This window comes from Shewanella morhuae (assembly GCF_900156405.1).
Taxonomy (GTDB): Bacteria; Pseudomonadota; Gammaproteobacteria; order Enterobacterales; family Shewanellaceae; genus Shewanella; species Shewanella morhuae.
Genome location: NZ_FTNN01000003.1, coordinates 143,117 through 161,384, shown reverse-complemented (window position 1 = coordinate 161,384; position 18,268 = coordinate 143,117). Strand labels below are relative to the sequence as shown.

Genomic DNA, 18,268 nt, shown 5'->3' with positions numbered 1-18,268 from the left:
TCCTCTCTCACTCAGCTACACCTACCGAGATGGGCGCAGCCAAGTTGTGGACAGATCCTGTTGACCTGAATTAATTCCAAGCCGCGTCTTTAGCACCACGGTAAGCCACACGTTCACGGAAGATGCTCGAAATAATTTCCGCATCACCTGCTAGCAGGGCTTTAGTGGCGCACAGTTCTGCACACATGGGCAGTTTGCCTTCAGCAATACGGTTTGAGCCGTATTTTTGGCGTTCTGCGTCTGAGTGATTTTCTTCTGGGCCGCCGGCACAGAAAGTACATTTATCCATTTTTCCGCGGCTACCAAAGGCACCTTTTTTCGGGAACTGTGGTGCACCAAACGGACAGGCGTACAAGCAGTAACCGCAACCAATACAGGTATCTTTGTTATGTAGCACTATGCCGTCGTCGGTTCTGTAGAAGCAATTTGCTGGGCAAACTGCCATGCAAGGTGCATCACTGCAATGCATACAGGCGACAGAGATTGAGGCTTCTCCACGTTGGCCATCGTTAATCGTTACTACACGGCGGCGTTGAATTCCCCACTCAAGAGCGGAGTCGTTTTCGTTTTTACAGGCAGTGACACAACCGTTACATTCGATGCAGCGCTTGGTATCACACAAAAATTTCATTGTAGCCATAATGGCAATTCTCCTAGCTTAAGCTGCACTTACGCTTTAACGATCTGACAGAGTGACGCCTTGGTTTCCTGCATTTGGGTCACAGGATCATAGCCATAGGTCATCGCAGTGTTACAGGATTCACCTATAACATAAGGCACTGTGCCCTCTGGATAGTTAGGCGCTAAACTTTCTCCGTGCATCACACCGGCAAAGTGGTATGGCATAAAGGTTACACCGGGTTTAACCCTTGGGGTCACCAGTGCTTGTACCTTAATACGGCCACCTTCGGCGCCTTCTAACCACACGTCTTCACCGTTGCGTATACCGCGATCGGCAGCATCGGCAGGGTTCATTTCAACAAACATTTCCTGTTGAAGTTCAGCTAGCCATGGGTTAGAACGAGATTCTTCACCACCCCCTTCATATTCCACTAAACGACCAGAGGTTAGCGCTAATGGGTATTTACCGCTGAAATCTTGGTCTTGAATTGACTTATAAAGTGTTGGTAGACGGTGCACTTGCATGTCGGCATAGGTTGGATATTTGCTTACCAAGTCACGACGCGGCGTGTATAACGGCTCACGGTGAATTGGCACTTGGTCTGGGAAAGTCCAAACAATACAACGAGCTTTAGCGTTACCAAAAGGAATACAACCATGCTTAATCGCCACGCGAACAATGCCGCCTGACAAGTCGGTCTTCCAGCTTTTGCCTTCAGCTTCTGCTTTTTCTTCGGCGGTTAGATCGTTCCACCACCCCAGCTGCTTAAGCATATCGGCGGTAAACTCTGGATAACCGTCTTGAATTTCAGCACCTTTTGAGTAGGACCCGTCTGCTAGAATGTTTTGACCGTTATATTCAACACCATAACGGGCGCGGAAGTTACCACCACCGTCTTTTACGTGTTTTGATTGGTTATACAGAATTTGGGTACCAGGGTGTTTCGCTTCTGGCGTGCCCCAACATGGCCAAGGTAAACCATAGGTTTCGCCCTTCGCTGGGCCGCCGGCCGCTTCGAGTGTTTTATTACTAAAAGTGCCCCAGTTTTGGGTATGCAATTTGATGCGCTCAGGGCTTTGCCCCGTCATACCGATAGTCCACATACCGCGGTTGATTTCGCGGGTGATATCTTCAATCACAGGTAAGCCGTTTTCTTTAGCGATACGTTTAGTGTATTGCTCATCAATACCGAGCTTTTGCGCTAAACGGTACATGATTTCGATGTCAGTTTTAGACTCGAACAGTGGCTCTATGACTTTTTCACGCCATTGAATCGAGCGGCCAGAGTTTGATACTGAGCCTTCGGTTTCAAATTGCGTTGCAGCGGGTAATAGATACACACCATTCTTACGACGGTGCATTACGCCTGCCATAGTAGGGAATGGGTCGACAACAACGACGGTGTCCATCTTATCTAAGGCATCGCGCACGTCACGCTGGCGGGTTTCAGTGTTAACCGATTGTCCCCAGAAAAACGCCATACGGATATTGTCTTTCTGCGCTAATTTACTCTTTTCTTCTAACACACCATCGTGCCAGCGAGAACAAGGAATGCCCGGCGTGGTCATTGGGTCTTTGCCCAAATAAGGCGTTTGGTCGAAACGGTTTTTAACCCATGCCATATCCAAGTCCCACACGTGGGTCCAGTGAGTCCAAGCACCTGTTGTTAAGCCGTAGTAACCGGGTAAGTTATCAAATAACAAGCCTAAGTCTGTTGCGCCTTGGACGTTATCGTGACCACGGAAAATGTTAGTGCCGCCGCCAGAAACGCCCATATTGCCTAGCGCTAATTGCAGAATACAGTAAGCGCGGGTGTTGGCATTACCGACGTGATGTTGAGTACCACCCATGCACCAAATCACTGTGCCAGGACGGTTGTCGGCCATCAATTTGGCTGCTTGGTACACCTCGGTTTCACTTACGCCGGTGATGTTTTCCACTTCTTTAGGTGGGAACTTTTTCACTTCGGCGCGGATGCTTTCCATCTCGAAAACGCGTTGTTTGATAAAGGTCTTATCTTCCCAACCATTTTCAAAAATATGCCATAACATGCCGTAAATAAACGGAATGTCAGTACCTGGACGGATAGCGCAATGTAAGTCTGAGTGCGCTGCAGTGCGGGAGAAACGTGGGTCAACCACAATAATCTTGGCGTGTTTTCTTTCTTTTGCGATCAGAATATGTTGCATTGCCACTGGGTGAGCTTCTGCTGGGTTTGCCCCAATCAGAAAGATAGCATTGGCATTTTGAATATCGTTAAAAGAGTTAGTTTGCGCACCGTAGCCCCAAGTGTTAGCAACACCGGCTACCGTGGTAGAGTGACAAATTCGAGCTGAATGGTCGACGTTGTTTGTGCCCCACATCGCCGCTAATTTGCGGTACATGTAGCAACCTTCGTTAGAAAACTTAGCGCTACCCATGAAGTACACTGAGTCTGGGCCGGATTCTTTACGAATGTTGAGCATTTGATCGCCCACTTCGTTAATCGCATCTTCCCAAGAAAGTTTTTTCCACTTGCCATCAACCAATTTCATTGGATATTTCAGGCGTTTTTCACCGTGGCCATGTTCGCGCAATGCTGCACCTTTGGCGCAGTGACCACCGGCGTTAAACGGATGATCGAATGCCGGCTCTTGGCCTGTCCAGACGCCATTTTGCACTTCGGCATATAGACCACAACCGACCGCACAGGCACTACAAATAGTGCGCTTTACTTCGATGGGGGCATCATGCGGCACTTCTTTGGCTTCGACGCGACGCATCATGCCAGTCCCCATGAGTGATGCTGCTGCAATACCGCCAGTAGCAATACCTGCGTGCTTCATAAATTGACGACGGCTAATGCCTAACGCCGGTTTGTCTGCCACTGGGGCAGTATTGGACTTGCGAGTTAACTTCATCGCTTACTTCTCCTAGATTAGCTGCGCAAGCTATCGTAATAGCTGCTGATATGCGCAGTTTCGTGGTAACCATTTGACTCTTTAGTGGTTACCTTGCTGCTCTCGCTGGCCTTTGCCACGCTTATGCCCGTTGCCGCAATCGTGGCACCTGCTACGCTGCCGACGGTGAGCGCTTTTAGCAAAGTTCGGCGAGATAAATCGCTGGGTTGCTGCTTCATGCTGACTCCTAAAATTAAGGTGTAGTGTTAAGTTCGCACGACTTTCTTTTGGGTTATCTTGTTATCAAAAAGTGAATCTCGATGGTGGGGAAGATAATGGAATCATCTTACTTACCATCAATCATCGCGCGTGGTGGTAATCTAGTCCGAAAGGGGTAGGTGATAGTTGATCTAGAACAGTTTGCGGCCTTGGAATGAAGAGCTGTTTTCTTAAAGCGTTAACTGGCTCATAGTTTGACAGACCCCTTGGGAGTCATGGGATAGCTGCTTTTTTACCTCAGAATTTTAGTTGTTAATTTTTCGTGTTTTTACGGCAGTAATAAATAAAAAAACACCTCGCATTGCGAGGTGTTTTAAGGTCATAAAAGCTGCGGTTTAACTTAGTCTTTATAGGTTAAGCTACCGTTGGCTTTGATTTCGTCATACCAGAGATTGTGGTGCTGGATGGCCCAGTTTTCATCACAATAACCCGACTTCATACACTCCATACCGCCTTCGCTAAGTACGGTCGCCATCCAAATATGCACTATGGTAAAGGCAATCAGGATAATCGCGCTGATAGAGTGGATCAGCAGTGCGGCCATTGAGGCCGTACGGGGTAGTTCTAAGCCAGGCAATACCAACATGATGCCAGAAACACTGATGAATAAACCAAACAACATCAGCGTCCAAAACCACATTTTTTCACCAGCGTTGGCAAAACCACTGTCTGGGTGTTTACCTTTGAACGGACCAAAGTTGATATAACCACCCACCACTAAAAACCATTTTAAATCATACATTTTAAAGGTTTGTAGTGGCATCCATTTAACTACGCATACCGCCCAAGCCGCGATAAATATGGGGCCAGCCCAATCGTGGATTGTTTTGCTACCGTAGATCAATGGCGCCCAAAGGTCGGGCCCTAACATTGGCTGCACAACGTGCTTACCTAGCATAATGGTTAGACCGGTAAACATCAGTGCAATACAACTGCTTGCCATGATCCAGTGGATCCACAGATCCGCCTTAGACCAACGTGCGACCAACTTACCTGAAAAGCCTTTGCTCAGTTTTGATGGACCATTCACCAGATAAAATAATAAGAAAGCACCAAAAACACCGACCACGGCTAACGCCATGATTGGGGTCAGGTATTCGTTTCTCAGTTCTTTACCTTGGTTACCGGCAACGTTAATCAACACCCCAGTTTCTATGCCTTTAGCTGTGGTATAGCCGGCATCGCCTGCTTTTACCGCGCGCCAAAGATCGGCCTCACTGGTTTGCGCTGTCGCCTGTTGTTGACTCGATTGCTGATCACTTGCTTGTACTGGGGTTGCGCTCATGACTGAACCTAATCCCAATCCCGTGACGAGTACCAACAGAGCAAACAGACTGCGCAGTGATTTGTTTAACTGTTTGTTTAACATTTTCACTCCTTGCCAGAGGTTAGGGAAAACTCCCTAACTCTCGCTCTGCTTAGATAATCTCACCTGTCTTGGGGTTGTAGCCCCAAATCACGTTAGGATTGCCTCGAGAGGCCATACGTTGACGGTAGATGTTTGATACCACTTCCGCATCACCTGCGAGTAGCGCTTTAGTCGAACAAAGCTCTGCACACATAGGTAACTTGCCCTCAGCAATACGGTTTGCACCGTATTTTTTACGCTCGGCTTCGGAGAATGTTTCTTCTGGACCACCGGCACAGAAAGTACACTTATCCATCTTGCCACGACTACCAAAGGCTGTCTTTTTCGGGAATTGCGGTGCACCAAATGGGCAAGCATAGAAGCAATAACCACAACCGATACAGGTATCTTTGTTGTGTAGCACTATGCCGTCTTCGGTACGGTAGAAACAATCTGCCGGACATACGGCCATACAGGGAGCATCGGTACAGTGCATACATGCCACTGAAATAGATGCTTCGCCAGGTAGACCATCGTTAATCGTCACCACGCGGCGACGCTGAATTCCCCACTCGAGAGCGGAGTCGTTTTCGTTCTTACATGCCGTGACGCAACCGTTACACTCGATGCAGCGTTTGGTGTCACACAGAAATTTCATGACTGCCATAATGGCTTATCTCCTCATCAAGTAGGTTAGGCTTTGCTGATTTGGCACAAGCTGGACTTAGTTTCTTGCATCTGAGTCACAACGTCGTAGCCATAAGTTAAAATAGTGTTTGCGGATTCACCGATCACGTAAGGCACTGTGCCTTCGGGATAGTTTTTCGCGAGGCTTTCGCCTTCAAACACACCAGCAAAGTGGTATGGCATAAAACATTCACCGGCGATTACACGCGGTGTCACCATAGCCTTAACCGTAATCTTGGCGCCTTCTGGACCATGTACAAAAACGTCATCGCCATCACGGATACCGCGATCTGCCGCATCGGCGGGGCTGATTTCAATGAACATTTCTTGTTGCAGTTCAGCAAGCCAAGGGTTAGAACGAGATTCTTCACCACCGCCTTCATATTCCACTAAGCGACCAGATGTCAGTGCCAGTGGGAAGTCTTTAGCAAAGTCTTTGTCCTGAATTGACTTATACAGGGTCGGCAGACGTGCAACCATACGGTCTTCGTAGGTTGGGTACTTGGCGACTAAGTCACGACGAGGAGTGTAAAGTGGCTCACGATGTTTCGGGATATCGTCTGGGAAGGTCCAAACAATACAACGCGCCTTAGCGTTGCCGTAAGGGATACAACCGTGTTTGATTGCCACACGTTGAATACCACCAGAAATATCGGTCTTCCAGTTTTTGCCTTCAGCGTGTTTTTTCTCGTTTTCGGTTAAGTCATCCCACCAACCCAATTGCTTGAGCATATCGGCGGTAAACTCAGGGAAACCATCTTGAATTTCACTGCCTTTAGAGAAAGAACCGTCAGCAAGAATGTTGACGCCATCGTGTTCAACACCATAACGGGCACGGAAGTTACCGCCACCATCTTTAACGTGTTTTGATTGGTCGTAGAGGATTTGGGTACCAGGATGTTTCATCTCTGGCGTACCCCAACAAGGCCAAGGTAAACCATAAATTTCACCTTTGGCTGGGCCACCCGGTGCTTGTAAGCTGTTGACGTCAAAAGTGCCCCAGTTTTCTTGGTGCATTTTCAAACGTTCAGGGCTTTGACCTGTGTAACCCACAGTCCACATACCCGTGTTGAACTCGCGGGTAATGTCTTCAATTAAAGGTTCTTCGCCATTGACTTTGATGTGCTTAAACAGCTCTTGGTCAATACCGACTTTTTTAGCGAGTTTGTACATGATCACGTGATCAGGTAGCGACTCAAACAAAGGTTCGATAACCTTTGAGCGCCATTGTAACGAACGGTTAGTGGCAGAGACCGAACCGTAGGTTTCAAACTGCGTGGCCGCAGGCAGTAGGTATACACCGTCCTGACGCTGGTGCATAACGCCTGCCATCGTTGGGAATGGGTCGACGACCACAACCGTGTCCATCTTGTTCAGTGCTTCGCGCACTTCACGACCACGGGTTTCAGTGTTAACTGATTGCCCCCAAAAGAACGCTAGACGAATGTTGTCTTTCTGCGCGATTTTAGCTTTATCTTCTAACACACCATCGTGCCAGCGAGAACAAGGGATACCTGCAGAAGTTTGTGGGCTTTGACCTAAGTATTCACCTTGGTCAAAACGGGCGGCAATCCATTTAGGATCCAGATCCCATACATTTGACCAGTGAGCCCAAGCGCCAGTGGTTAAACCGTAATAACCAGGCAAGTTATCGAATAACAAACCAAAGTCAGTTGCGCCTTGGACGTTATCGTGACCACGCAGAATGTTAGTTCCGCCACCAGAAACGCCCATGTTGCCTAGGGCTAACTGTAAAATACAGTATGAACGAGTGTTGGCATTACCAACGTGGTGCTGGGTGCCACCCATACACCAAACGATAGTGCCTGGTTTGGTTTCGGCCAGCATTTTAGCGACACGGTACATTTGTGCCTTAGGTACGCCGACAACTAGCTCAACTTCTTCTGGGGTGTATTTTTTCACTTCTTCGCGGATACGTTCCATACCGTATACACGTTGTTTTAGGAACTCGGTGTCTTCCCAGCCGTTTTCAAATATGTGCCATAACAGGCCATAAATAAATGGGATATCGGTACCTGGGCGGATATGCACGTACTCGTCAGATTTAGCTGCAGTACGGGTGAAACGTGGATCAACAACAATAATTTTTGCGCCGCGTTCTTTGGCGGTCAAAAAGTGCTGCATCGCTACTGGATGTGCTTCACTAGGGTTTGAACCTATAAACATGATGCATTTAGAGTTGCGAACATCATTTAAAGAGTTAGTTTGCGCACCATAGCCCCAAGTGTTAGCAACACCGGCTACCGTGGTAGAGTGACAAATACGAGCAGAATGGTCGACGTTGTTAGTGCCCCATAGTGCCGCTAATTTGCGATACAAATAAGCTTGTTCGTTAGAGAACTTGGCGCTACCCATAAAGTAAACGGAATCTGGTCCTGATTCTTGACGGATCGTGGCCATCTTGTCGCCAACTTCATTAATCGCTTGTTCCCAAGAGAGTCTTTTCCACTTACCGCCTTCTAACTTCATTGGATATTTTAGGCGTTTTTCGCCATGGCCATGCTCACGCAGTGCCGCACCTTTCGCGCAGTGTCCACCTTGGTTAAAGGGATGGTCAAATGCCGGTTCTTGGCCTGTCCACACGCCGTTTTGTACTTCTGCATAAACACCACAGCCAACGGCGCAGTGAGAACAGATAGTTCGTTTAACTTCGGTGGGAACATTATGGTCTATGTCTTCTTGGGCCTGAGCTTTACGCATCATGCCTGTGCCTAGCATGGACGCCGCAGCGATTCCACCAGTGGCAAGACCTGCTGATTTCAAGAACTGACGACGGTTGAGCCCCAGTGCTGACGCTGTAGAGCCGACAACCTGGTCTGTTTTGCGGGTTAATCGCATCACACTCTCCTTTGGTTAGTTGTTTAGCGAGGCATAATAATGACGAATATGCTCGGTTTCGCGGTAGTTCTCACTCTTTGGCTCTACGGTTTCAGCCGTTTTTGTCGAGGCGAGTGCCTGACTACTCACGGTAACCACAGCGCCTGCCGCACTGCCTAACGCTAATGCTTTAAGCAATTGACGACGACCGATATCGGAAGCTGGCTTCTTCATAGTGTCTCCTTGTTATTGAATTAAAATGGTACAAACATCGACCATTTCGGTATTGTGAAAGCCTAAGCTCTCGGTATTGCGATGAAAGTAAACATGGGCTTACCCTCATCGTTTGAACTTATGCAGCTCTTAGCTGAGTGCTAATTCACTAGATCTACTTTTTTCGCTAAATCGCTGGTGGCGGGTTGTAAGTCAGCACTGCCTGGGCAATTAACGGGAATATCTAAGCTCAATTGCTCAAAGGCATTGGCTTCCATCTCAAAAAAGGCCTTGGCTAGTTGTGCGACGGTTGCGTAAAAAGCCGCGCTTGGCGCTTTGGCTAAACTATCGCAGAAACGGCCAATCCAGCTACCCATATGGCGTTGGTAGAAGGCAAGTTGGCGATAACTGGGTGCTTCTAATAGCAGAACACCCATGACTTCACACAGGGCGGCAACGTGATCTTCGGGCTCTTTCACGTTATCTTCGCGTTCAAAACCCAGCTGCATAAGGTCTTGGCGCAGCAATGCCAGTGGTTTATCCATTAATGAGCCAGTCATAAACCAGCTACCGTAGGGCAGGATTTCACCGCAGCCTACGCCGAGAAATAGGTTAAAATACTCGTCTTCTAGCTGGTCACTACTGAACTGCTGGGCGGCGAGTTGGAGTGATAACCAAGCTTTGGTCATCTCGTTATCTTCGTTGTCATCGATTTCAAGTGTGATCAAAAACTGCAGCAGTTCAGGACTCGGCTGACGGCGCAACAGGGCGGCAAACAGTTGATAGATATCGGCTCTCAACTGATCGTTTTCTGAAACTTGTCTTACTGATTCGGTCATTGCGGATCTCTTATCGAAGTTGCTTTTCAGGATCTTGAAGAATGTCTTCAAACATGTCTTTTACCCGGCAGTCACCGCACATTTTCAAGCGTTCAATATTGGCAGAAAATGCACTGTGCGCGCCGACCATATCCAGCATCCGATGCACCATAGATTGGGTCGCAAAAGCAGAGCCGCAGCGAATACATTCGAAAGGGGCTTCTTCTTTTAGGGTGTGTTGTTGCTGACGAACGGTTTTATCAAAATTAATTTGTGGGGTTAGGCTAATCACTTTTTCAGGACAGGCCGCCTCACATAAACCGCATTGCACGCAGTTTTGTTCAATAAAATAGAGTGCAGGTTTGTCACCACCATCTTGTAATGCCATCGTGGGGCAAATTGCCACGCAGGACATACACAAGGTGCATTTTTCGATATTTACACTGACTTTGCCAAAGGGAATATTATTGAGGCTTAGGCAAGTATCGATTTCGCCCGCTTGGCTATTGAGGTGATCTATCGCTTCAAATAAGGTGTTGCGCTTAGTGGTCGATGCAAACGCTGCGGGCACAATTACTGGCCAATCTAAGCTGATACCGAGCATCGATGACAAGTCGTTGAGCATGCTTGGGTCAATAAGGCTGATGCGTTGTGGCTGGCCCATTTCATCTAAAATACTGTTGGCTAATGAAAGCTCACCTTTAAGCATTTGAGTGAGTGTGGGGGCGGTGGCATCCGTGTTAAGGATAAGCACTTGGCGCGCGCCCCAAGCGAGTACCGACATCCAGTGATCTATGCTGGCAACAGTAATTTCTTCAAGGGCGACGGGGATAATATCTCCCGCTAAATTTTCAGTAATAAAATCAGCGCCGATAGCATTGTCGTGGAATAAAATCACGGGTGCTGTTTGAGCCTGTTCGCGAAAGCGGCTGACTACTTTGTTGAGGTATGAATACAGGGCTTGTGGCGTTGGTAAATCGTAACTAATGGCACCCGTTGGGCACGCGCTGCTACAGCTACCTGCGCCGTGGCAAAGATACGGGTCTATTTCAATTTTTTTAGCAACGCTGCTGATAGCATCCGCTGGGCAAAAATTAAGGCAGCGATTACAACTATTGATACCGTTACGGTCATGGGCGCATAAATCTGCGTTGATTTTTACGTAACGGGGTTTATCAAATTGGCCGATAAAGTCTGGGATTTGTGCCAGTGCATCGTCGAGTTTTGCCGCATCTTGGCCGACATAGAAATACCCTGGTGGCAGCATTTCTAAATTCAAACAGGCGGTGCTACTTAAATCGAGCACGATATCAAAGTGGGGTTTACGAATCGACACCACGCTGAGTTCGGCTGCACCATCTTCATGTTCCACACTGACTTGAAATTGGCCTAAAAAGCCTTTTACGCCAATGAGTTTGTTGTAGTAACTTTCGACTTCAGTGGCTGCGGCCATCACGCGCTCAAGGTGGTCTTCATCTTGGCTAGTAATGGCTTCATTGGCCAAAATAACGCGCTGCGTCATCGTGGACAATTTGTCCGCCGCGAGGCGGGCTAAGTCTTCTGGGCCTATAACGAGGACATTGCCTTCGGTGGTGTAGCTGACGGTTGGCGGGATCAGATTCTGTAACATCTGAGTTTGCGCTAACACCTGTTGTCGCGTTTGTTTTAACGCTTCTTGGTTTTGATTGGTCATCAAATGGGTGCTCACATTGCGTTCCTGAACAGTACGTTGGCTGTTTCTTGTTTTACTGTATCTAGGCAGATTTAGGCGGTTGGTAATAACTAAGTCATTGCCTTTTCTGCTTTTATCTAAGCTTATCTAGTACTTAGTACAGCAATTCACATACCAAGGTTACGGACATTAAAATTAGCTAAACTGACGTTAAACAACTCTGTTATGAGCCTGAGCTTGCGGCTCTGGTTCATTTTGGGATAGGTCATCAGCCTTTCCATCCAAATTGTCCGTTATTGGCTCTGCAGCCAATTCAGTTTTGATTTCATTTGTTTTTACTTCGCTGACATCAAGATTAGCCGATTGTTCAGCGTCTGTAGCATGTTTTACTAAGGCGGATTCTTCATCCGCAGTTTCACTTTCTTTAGTGATATAGCGGAAAACTTTTTTCGCTAATTCGGCCGAGACTTCTGGGCTGAGTTTAGGTTGATTACTATAATCGAGCGCATATTCTAAAAGCCCATCTATCTCATTGAAATGCGGTTGTTTCCACAGTGCACGTAACGCTGCAGATTTAGCCGCAGGATCGACATTCGCCCCCATAAAACTGGCAAAGCTACCGCCAATTTCAATATCATCAGGATTAGGTAAATCCGCAGCGGTGAGCATACGATTAGGGTCGTCATTTTCTGCAGGATTAACATCTTCTGTTACCGCCTCTATAGCTTGAGTCGGCTCTGCTGTGACGATCTCATCAACCCCGTTTGCCTGTTGAGGCATGGTTTCATTTTGTGTTGCTAATGTTTCTTCAGCCGCAACTTGTTCACGGCGTTGGTTCCAACGGCTTAATAATCCGCCAGTTTTCACAGTCGGCTCAGACATTAATTCCTCCGAAGTGGATCGCGACTAGGGCCTTGGTTTTTGCGCCCATCAACATGTTTACGGCGATGGGCGGCGATTTCAACTTCGCCGTGTTGAGTGATAAAGGCTTCTATCCAACAGGCGATGGCTCTTGGCATCAATAAGTTGATGACAGGTGTATTGCCTTCAAGGCAACCAGCGGCAACGTTTTGATCTGCAGATAATGCAGCTGGCACCCAAGTATTATCGGGCATTTCATCGCACACCAAGTACAGCATAGGATCATCTAAATCAATATTAAGACGGTAGCTAGCGCGTTCATCTTTATGCAATTCGAGTAACACTAAAGTTGCGCCATCGGGAGCTTGATGGGTGGCGGGCAATAGATGTTCAATTTCCCATTGTACTGAGGGCCAGCGGCCAACTAATTTCTCTATTTTTCTGAGTGAAACGTACATGGGCCAAACACTTGTTGTATGTTGCATTATCTCTCCGTCTCAGCCGTGTTGATGGCGAACCGTTGCTTTTACGGATCCGCTGTAACCAACAAATTGCGATAAATAGTCACTGCAATATCGATGCCAGTAAATGAGGGGTATTAGTTTGAACTGGATCATCAAAAACCGACCCAAAACGGGACATATTGTCCAGTCTTTGGTTTTATTTGGGACATAAAGGTGCTAATCAAAAGTCAGTATTGCGGCAGATCACGCATTTAAAGCTGAGTTTTATACCTAGGTATAAATATTGCTATGCTCAGACCATCACTCGCTAAGCGATAACGCTATGATGTTGGAAAACAGCACTATGATCTCTGAAAACAGCCCTATTTCTGATAACAGTATGACCATCGATAACAAAATGGTGACAGATAACCCTATTCAGAAGCCTCAACATCACTGTTCTTTTGTGAGAACTCAAGCCGAAGTGCCGTTAACCATTGCCGTAAAAGCAATGAATGAAGCCGGTGAAGTATTGGATAAATTCGTTGCTTGTGAACGCCCGCTTACGGTGTACCTAAACTGGCGACCAATAGTGACACTGATGACACTCGGTGCTAAACCAGAATCGCTAGCGTTAGGGTATCTTAAAAATCAGGGGTTTATTTCGGATGTTAGTCTGCTTGATTCTGTGATTGTTGATTGGGATGTAAATTCTGCCGCAGTGGTCACCCGCGAGCAAACGGCTGATTTAGATGAAAAGTTATCTGAAAAAACGGTGACGTCAGGCTGTGGTCAGGGCACTGTATATGGCAGTTTTATGCAGGGTTTAGAGGATATCAAATTACCCACACCTAGCCTGAAACAAAGTACGCTTTACAGCTTATTAAAAAATATTAACGACTATAACGAAACCTATAAAAATGCTGGTGCGGTACATGGTTGTGGCTTATGTGAAGCTGATAAAATCATGGCCTTCGTCGAAGATGTGGGTCGACATAATGCAGTTGATACCTTGGCTGGGGATATGTGGTTAACACAGGATCGTGGTGATAATAAGATTTTTTATACCACGGGCCGTTTAACCTCGGAAATGGTGATAAAAGTCGCCAAGATGGGTATCCCACTCTTATTATCGCGAAGCGGTGTGACTCAGATGGGGTTAGCGTTGGCGCAGCAATTAGGGATTACCATTATTGCCCGTGCTAAAGGTCGACACTTTTTAGTGTATCACGGTAGTGAAAATCTTGAGTTTGACGTAAATACAACCGCTTAGATCTCGAACTTTACGAAAGTACGCGATGATGGTTTACACGCAGTAACGGATGATAAAACAAGGAAAGCAGATGAATTCTGGTGGCGAATTGGTCTACATGAGCGCAAAGCAAGTGGCCGAATATTTAGATCTGAATGAGAAAAAAGTCTACGCCATGGCTAATGACAGAGTGCTTCCGGCTACCAAGATAACTGGTAAATGGTTATTTCCAAAAGTGCTGATTGATCGCTGGGTAATGGACTCGTGCCATAGCGGCATGCTTACCGACCGTTTGTTAATTACCGGTAGTGACGACCCTTTATTATCGATGTTGGTAGCGCGCTTGATGGCGCAAGTGGGTAGCCGAGAATTAATCAGTTACAGTGCCACCGGCTCACGCCTTGGGCTTGAGTTACTTGCAAAAGGTTATGCAGATGTATGTACCTTGCACTGGGGCAGTATGGAAGATAGAAATATTCGTCATCCAGCATTATTGAAAGGTTACAACAATCATCAGCAGTGGATCATGGTGCACGGTTATTCCCGTCAACAGGGGTTAATTATGCGTGCTGATATGCACCACAGATGCCAAGAGGAAGACAAAGTTATTAGTCTACCTTGGCGTTGGGTTAGTCGTCAGGGCGGGGCGGGTAGCCAGCAACATTTAGAGCATTGGTTACTAAAACAAGGTGCTCGATTAGAACAACTTAATGTAGTGCTTACAGCCTATAGCGAGCGCGAGTTAGCGGGTTATATCGCCCGTGGTGATGCAGATATTGGTTTTGGTTGTCAATCGGTTGCGCTCGAAAGTGGTTTACATTTTGTGCCTTTGATCAAAGAGTCTTTTGATTTTGTTATGCCACAGAGCATTTACTTTCGTCGCCAGTTACAGCAGCTATTTACGATGCTCTCAACGGGGAATACGCGCCAAATGGCTGCGTTACTTGGGGGTTATGATTTGACCGATTGCGGCCAATTACTCTGGAGTGCGAGTTAATATGAGCTATTTCATTATTTGTTAACATTATTGGGTGAGCATTAGCTATAAAATCAAGCCGTTTGATTTTATAGCCTAGCGCTAGCGTATATCAGCTCCATGCAATAAAACATAATTTGCTAAAGTGATTGAATTAGGTTTATTTGCCCCAAGATCGATTAAGTGCTGCAGTCTTGTAGCGTCCATTACTGAGGTCTATGTCATGCTTTATGATTTAACGGTTGTACAATTTAGCAAAATGCTGAAAAATTTAAGCGTTATTCTTGAAAAAGGCGAGTGTTTCGCAAACCTTAAGAAAGTGGATATGGCTGTTTTACTTAATTCACGTTTAGCACCAGATCAGTTTAATCTTGCTCGCCAAGTACAGATTGCCTGCGATACCGCCAAAATCGGTGTTGCCCGCTTAACGGATAATTTGGATACAGTGCCTAAGCATGATGATAATGAAACGACATTAGCTGAATTACAGGAACGTATTAGCTCAGTGTTGGCGTATTTAGCCACTTTCAAAGCAGAAGATTTTGCCAATTCTGCCACGATTCATGTGTCACAACCACGCTGGGAGGGGAAATATCTTACCGGTTATGAGTTTGCTGTTGAGCATGCAATTCCAAATATTTACTTTCATATAACAACAGCCTACGCAATTTTACGTCACAATGGTGTCGAGGTTGGCAAGAAAGATTACCTAGGCGCTATGCCATATAAGTCGTAAACCTAGTCCAGATGTAGTACTGTTGCACAGCTTAAAAGTTGTGCAGCAGAGTTTGCCCGCATATATTCGCTAACCCTTCTGCACAATTTAAGCGTTATTTTTAACAATAATATATCGCTCTGTCGCCAATAAATATTCGCTCGTTAGGTGCGTTGTTTATCGACAATGTTTCATTCTCTAAATATCACCATTTTAACGGATTAGTCGTAATACTTATTTGGTTAAATGGGATGAATGATAAACCGCTAGGTTAATAAATGGTTAATCTTAACGGGTTACTATCTTGTAGCGAATAGATTGATTGAAATAACCTGTGAAGTGTTTAAAACAGGGATTTACTGGAAGAACCGATTAATGGTTCGAATTAAAGGAGTTAGCTATGTCTGTCGAATTTCAAACTGTCGAAAGTCCAACCGATGCAACGACCATTGATTTACCGATTAAGAGTAAAAAAGCCAAAAAAACCGCTGCTGCTAGTGGCTTACGGCTCAAAGACAAGTTGGCTCAAGATACTCGCCGTCGAATTGAAATCTTGCATGAACAACGCCAATTATCCAACCGTTTCGGTATGGAAATAGAAATAGACTAGCGTTAACGGCTACCGTAAAAATAAAGGTAGCTTGCATGTACAGCTTCACGACGCCCGTCGTGGAGCTTATTTCATGAACTCATACTCCATTATCGTCACCATCCCGCCCTTATAATTTTCCCGCGAAATAATTGACCAGCCCAATGCTTGATAAAAATCGGCTTTGTCAGCGGTAAATAAATAGATTTTCTGTAAGCCAAGCGTCTTGGCATAATCAACGACAGCATTGACTAACAATTTTCCCAGCCCTTTATTGCGATGGCTTGCATTAACATACACATTGGCGAGCCAAGGGCTTAAATCAGTTCGGCTATCCATATCCTCAGCAATCAATGACGATGAGCCCGTTACTTGGTTTGCTTCTTCACCAATAAACATCTTCGGGATGACGGCATCAGTTAAATACTCACTCATTTGCGCTATCAATGTGCTGGCAGAGCTTTCTGGCGGACTCCAATGTGCCCATTCCTTATGATGCCATTGCGCTAATTGTGGGATATGTTGTGGCGCTAATTTTAGGTCAATAATTTGCATAGTCATCCCATGGCATTAACTTGCTGTATTTAATATTAAAAATAGAGTGAGTACTATTTAACTCATTGATGAATAAAAATCTGTATGTAACACTCGCGCTGATAAAGATCCCCGTGCTGATCCGCTACGATTAACCGTAGGCCTATTTATCCCGTTACGATTATTTTGGCAGGAAAATAGTAACTTTAAGACCAGTTGGAACACAATTTTCAGCTTTAATTTTGCCTTTATGCGCGGTAATGGCGGCTTCTGTTATTGCTAGTCCAAGTCCCCAGCCACCGCTTTCTCTTTGCCGTGCAGAGTCAGGGCGATAGAAGGGTTTGAAAATGGCATCGAGTTCGGCGGTATCTATGCCTGGTCCATCGTCTTTTATCGTGATTTTTACTTGATCAGCTGTTGCACTCGCCTGTAATTGAATGTCGCTTGCGGCATAGCGAATTGCATTACGCAGCAGATTTTCAATCGCGCGGGAAAGTGATTTAGGAAAATGTGCTAATTCAATTTCTTCATCAATATCGATAGTTATTCTTTTTCCCTGTTGCTCTGCTTCAAATTCCGCATCGTCTAACACTTGGCTTAGGGATTCTGCCAAACCTAAATAGACCTTGGTTTCGTTAGTGCTAAGCTTAACCCGTGAGAGTTCCAGTAATTCGCTGATGAGCTTTTCAAGCTGCTCGGCTTCATAGCCTATACGTTCCGTTTCGGTGGTCTGCTGGCCTTTTTTACGGGCGAGGGCAAGGGATAGCTGTAAGCGTGTTAAAGGAGTGCGCAGTTCATGGGAAATATCGCCCATCAGCCGTTGCTGATTATTGACCATAGCTTCGATGGAGTCTGCCATGCTGTTAAAGGCACTGGCGAGTTGGCCTATTTCGTCGTTGCGCTTGGTGGTGGCTTCATCAACACGATGCGTTAAATCACCTTGGGCAAGCGCATTAGCACTTTTTTTAAGTGAATTTAATGCTTTACCTAAATGCCACGCCAGTAGACCGCATAATAATCCCGACAGAAAAATAGCCAGGCTCAAGGTGAGTAGCTTATTTTCGGCAAAGAAGAAAAACCAAGGCCGCGGATGGTTATCGGGTAGGCGACCGTAGAGTGAATAGGTTTCTGCGCCTAAATTAAATTGATAGGGGCCAAATACCAGTTCGTCTTTAAATTGATGACTAATAGGCTGTTTTTCTTCATCGGCCATCAGCATAAAACTGCGTACACCACGACTGACTCTGTGGGTGTTAATGACTTGTCCTTGGCTATTGGTTAAATAGATCCGCAGCGGTTTGCCTTCTATATCGCGATGTTTTTCTAAGCGGCGGATAAAATCAGTCGTTAATAAGGACGGATCCTGTTGAATACGCTGAGCTACGCTAGCAAGTACTCTTTCAAGATGAGGTGGCAAAGGCGCACGGTCATGATTCTGTTGCAGTAATGGCAGCAGGCCCACTAAGGCAATGATCAGTGAGCTACAAAACCAAAATCCAAGTAATAATTTGATAAATAAACGATTAGGCACAGTGATACCGC

General features: G+C 46.1%; 17 protein-coding genes. 4 read left to right on the top strand and 13 right to left on the bottom strand.

Annotated elements, in window-relative coordinates:
• Positions 1-70: 70 nt before the first annotated feature.
• From fdh3B (BW947_RS04975) to BW947_RS04925, 11 genes are all read right to left on the bottom strand, one after another.
• The gene (fdh3B, locus tag BW947_RS04975) at positions 71-640 is read right to left on the bottom strand and encodes a formate dehydrogenase FDH3 subunit beta (RefSeq protein WP_076497220.1); all 570 of its coding nucleotides are present in this window, start codon (positions 638-640) and stop codon (positions 71-73) included.
• A gap of 29 nt (positions 641-669) precedes the next feature.
• A complete protein-coding gene (locus tag BW947_RS04970; RefSeq protein WP_076497219.1) occupies positions 670-3,522 on the bottom strand; it encodes a formate dehydrogenase subunit alpha in 2,853 nt (950 codons plus the stop codon).
• Positions 3,523-3,539: 17 nt separating this feature from the next.
• The gene (locus BW947_RS04965; RefSeq protein ID WP_076497218.1) at positions 3,540-3,740 is read right to left on the bottom strand and encodes a twin-arginine translocation signal domain-containing protein; all 201 of its coding nucleotides are present in this window, start codon (positions 3,738-3,740) and stop codon (positions 3,540-3,542) included.
• A gap of 380 nt (positions 3,741-4,120) precedes the next feature.
• The gene (locus BW947_RS04960) at positions 4,121-5,149 is read right to left on the bottom strand and encodes a formate dehydrogenase subunit gamma (RefSeq protein WP_076497217.1); all 1,029 of its coding nucleotides are present in this window, start codon (positions 5,147-5,149) and stop codon (positions 4,121-4,123) included.
• 49 nt (positions 5,150-5,198) lie between these two features.
• Entirely contained in the window at positions 5,199-5,795 is a 597-nt protein-coding gene (fdh3B, locus tag BW947_RS04955) for a formate dehydrogenase FDH3 subunit beta (protein ID WP_076497216.1), read from the bottom strand.
• A gap of 26 nt (positions 5,796-5,821) precedes the next feature.
• Positions 5,822-8,674, bottom strand: a complete 2,853-nt coding sequence (locus BW947_RS04950; RefSeq protein ID WP_076497215.1) for a molybdopterin-dependent oxidoreductase — start codon at positions 8,672-8,674, stop codon at positions 5,822-5,824.
• A 15-nt stretch (positions 8,675-8,689) separates the two neighbouring features.
• Positions 8,690-8,887, bottom strand: coding sequence for a twin-arginine translocation signal domain-containing protein (locus BW947_RS04945; protein WP_076497214.1), 198 nt, complete (start codon positions 8,885-8,887; stop codon positions 8,690-8,692).
• A gap of 140 nt (positions 8,888-9,027) precedes the next feature.
• Positions 9,028-9,705 carry a TorD/DmsD family molecular chaperone gene (locus BW947_RS04940; protein WP_076497213.1) on the bottom strand — a complete coding sequence of 226 codons (678 nt, stop codon included), beginning with the start codon at positions 9,703-9,705 and terminating at the stop codon, positions 9,028-9,030.
• 10 nt (positions 9,706-9,715) lie between these two features.
• Positions 9,716-11,377, bottom strand: a complete 1,662-nt coding sequence (locus BW947_RS04935; RefSeq protein ID WP_076497497.1) for a 4Fe-4S binding protein — start codon at positions 11,375-11,377, stop codon at positions 9,716-9,718.
• A 189-nt stretch (positions 11,378-11,566) separates the two neighbouring features.
• Positions 11,567-12,238, bottom strand: coding sequence for a DUF3306 domain-containing protein (locus tag BW947_RS04930; protein WP_076497212.1), 672 nt, complete (start codon positions 12,236-12,238; stop codon positions 11,567-11,569).
• On the bottom strand, positions 12,238-12,702 hold the full coding sequence (locus BW947_RS04925) for a DUF3305 domain-containing protein (RefSeq protein ID WP_076497211.1): 465 nt from the start codon (positions 12,700-12,702) through the stop codon (positions 12,238-12,240). The genes BW947_RS04930 and BW947_RS04925 overlap by 1 nt, the downstream gene beginning before the upstream one ends.
• A 358-nt stretch (positions 12,703-13,060) precedes the next feature.
• On the opposite strand from BW947_RS04925, the gene BW947_RS04920 reads away from it, so the two are divergent.
• The 4 genes from BW947_RS04920 (at position 13,061) to BW947_RS04905 (ending at position 16,213) form a co-directional block, all read left to right on the top strand.
• A complete protein-coding gene (locus BW947_RS04920) occupies positions 13,061-13,933 on the top strand; it encodes a formate dehydrogenase accessory sulfurtransferase FdhD (protein ID WP_076497495.1) in 873 nt (290 codons plus the stop codon).
• A gap of 70 nt (positions 13,934-14,003) precedes the next feature.
• Complete coding sequence (locus BW947_RS04915; RefSeq protein ID WP_076497210.1) at positions 14,004-14,909, top strand: helix-turn-helix transcriptional regulator; 906 nt, start codon at positions 14,004-14,006, stop codon at positions 14,907-14,909.
• Positions 14,910-15,111: 202 nt separating this feature from the next.
• Positions 15,112-15,624, top strand: a complete 513-nt coding sequence (locus BW947_RS04910) for a DUF1993 domain-containing protein (RefSeq protein WP_076497209.1) — start codon at positions 15,112-15,114, stop codon at positions 15,622-15,624.
• Between the two features lie 379 nt (positions 15,625-16,003).
• Positions 16,004-16,213 (top strand): hypothetical protein, encoded by a 210-nt coding sequence (locus tag BW947_RS04905; RefSeq protein ID WP_076497208.1) that lies wholly within the window; start codon positions 16,004-16,006, stop codon positions 16,211-16,213.
• A 66-nt stretch (positions 16,214-16,279) separates the two neighbouring features.
• Here BW947_RS04905 and BW947_RS04900 read toward each other — a convergent pair whose 3' ends face one another.
• Together BW947_RS04900 and BW947_RS04895 are read right to left on the bottom strand one after the other, a co-directional pair.
• A complete protein-coding gene (locus BW947_RS04900) occupies positions 16,280-16,747 on the bottom strand; it encodes a GNAT family N-acetyltransferase (protein WP_076497207.1) in 468 nt (155 codons plus the stop codon).
• Positions 16,748-16,907: 160 nt separating this feature from the next.
• Complete coding sequence (locus tag BW947_RS04895) at positions 16,908-18,257, bottom strand: ATP-binding protein (RefSeq protein WP_076497206.1); 1,350 nt, start codon at positions 18,255-18,257, stop codon at positions 16,908-16,910.
• Positions 18,258-18,268: the final 11 nt, after the last annotated feature.

What these genes read in the sequence shown, in the direction of transcription:
- BW947_RS04950 (WP_076497215.1), bottom strand. Translation starts at nt 8,674, where the DNA reads ATGCGATTAACCCGCAAAACAGACCAGGTTGTCGGCTCTACAGCGTCA.
- BW947_RS04915 (WP_076497210.1), top strand. Translation starts at nt 14,004, where the DNA reads ATGAATTCTGGTGGCGAATTGGTCTACATGAGCGCAAAGCAAGTGGCC.
- BW947_RS04910 (WP_076497209.1), top strand. Translation starts at nt 15,112, where the DNA reads ATGCTTTATGATTTAACGGTTGTACAATTTAGCAAAATGCTGAAAAAT.
- BW947_RS04965 (WP_076497218.1), bottom strand. Translation starts at nt 3,740, where the DNA reads ATGAAGCAGCAACCCAGCGATTTATCTCGCCGAACTTTGCTAAAAGCG.
- BW947_RS04960 (WP_076497217.1), bottom strand. Translation starts at nt 5,149, where the DNA reads ATGTTAAACAAACAGTTAAACAAATCACTGCGCAGTCTGTTTGCTCTG.
- BW947_RS04925 (WP_076497211.1), bottom strand. Translation starts at nt 12,702, where the DNA reads ATGCAACATACAACAAGTGTTTGGCCCATGTACGTTTCACTCAGAAAA.
- BW947_RS04920 (WP_076497495.1), top strand. Translation starts at nt 13,061, where the DNA reads ATGACCATCGATAACAAAATGGTGACAGATAACCCTATTCAGAAGCCT.
- BW947_RS04940 (WP_076497213.1), bottom strand. Translation starts at nt 9,705, where the DNA reads ATGACCGAATCAGTAAGACAAGTTTCAGAAAACGATCAGTTGAGAGCC.
- BW947_RS04970 (WP_076497219.1), bottom strand. Translation starts at nt 3,522, where the DNA reads ATGAAGTTAACTCGCAAGTCCAATACTGCCCCAGTGGCAGACAAACCG.
- BW947_RS04935 (WP_076497497.1), bottom strand. Translation starts at nt 11,377, where the DNA reads ATGACCAATCAAAACCAAGAAGCGTTAAAACAAACGCGACAACAGGTG.
- BW947_RS04930 (WP_076497212.1), bottom strand. Translation starts at nt 12,238, where the DNA reads ATGTCTGAGCCGACTGTGAAAACTGGCGGATTATTAAGCCGTTGGAAC.
- fdh3B (WP_076497220.1), bottom strand. Translation starts at nt 640, where the DNA reads ATGGCTACAATGAAATTTTTGTGTGATACCAAGCGCTGCATCGAATGT.
- fdh3B (WP_076497216.1), bottom strand. Translation starts at nt 5,795, where the DNA reads ATGGCAGTCATGAAATTTCTGTGTGACACCAAACGCTGCATCGAGTGT.
- BW947_RS04905 (WP_076497208.1), top strand. Translation starts at nt 16,004, where the DNA reads ATGTCTGTCGAATTTCAAACTGTCGAAAGTCCAACCGATGCAACGACC.
- BW947_RS04945 (WP_076497214.1), bottom strand. Translation starts at nt 8,887, where the DNA reads ATGAAGAAGCCAGCTTCCGATATCGGTCGTCGTCAATTGCTTAAAGCA.
- BW947_RS04900 (WP_076497207.1), bottom strand. Translation starts at nt 16,747, where the DNA reads ATGCAAATTATTGACCTAAAATTAGCGCCACAACATATCCCACAATTA.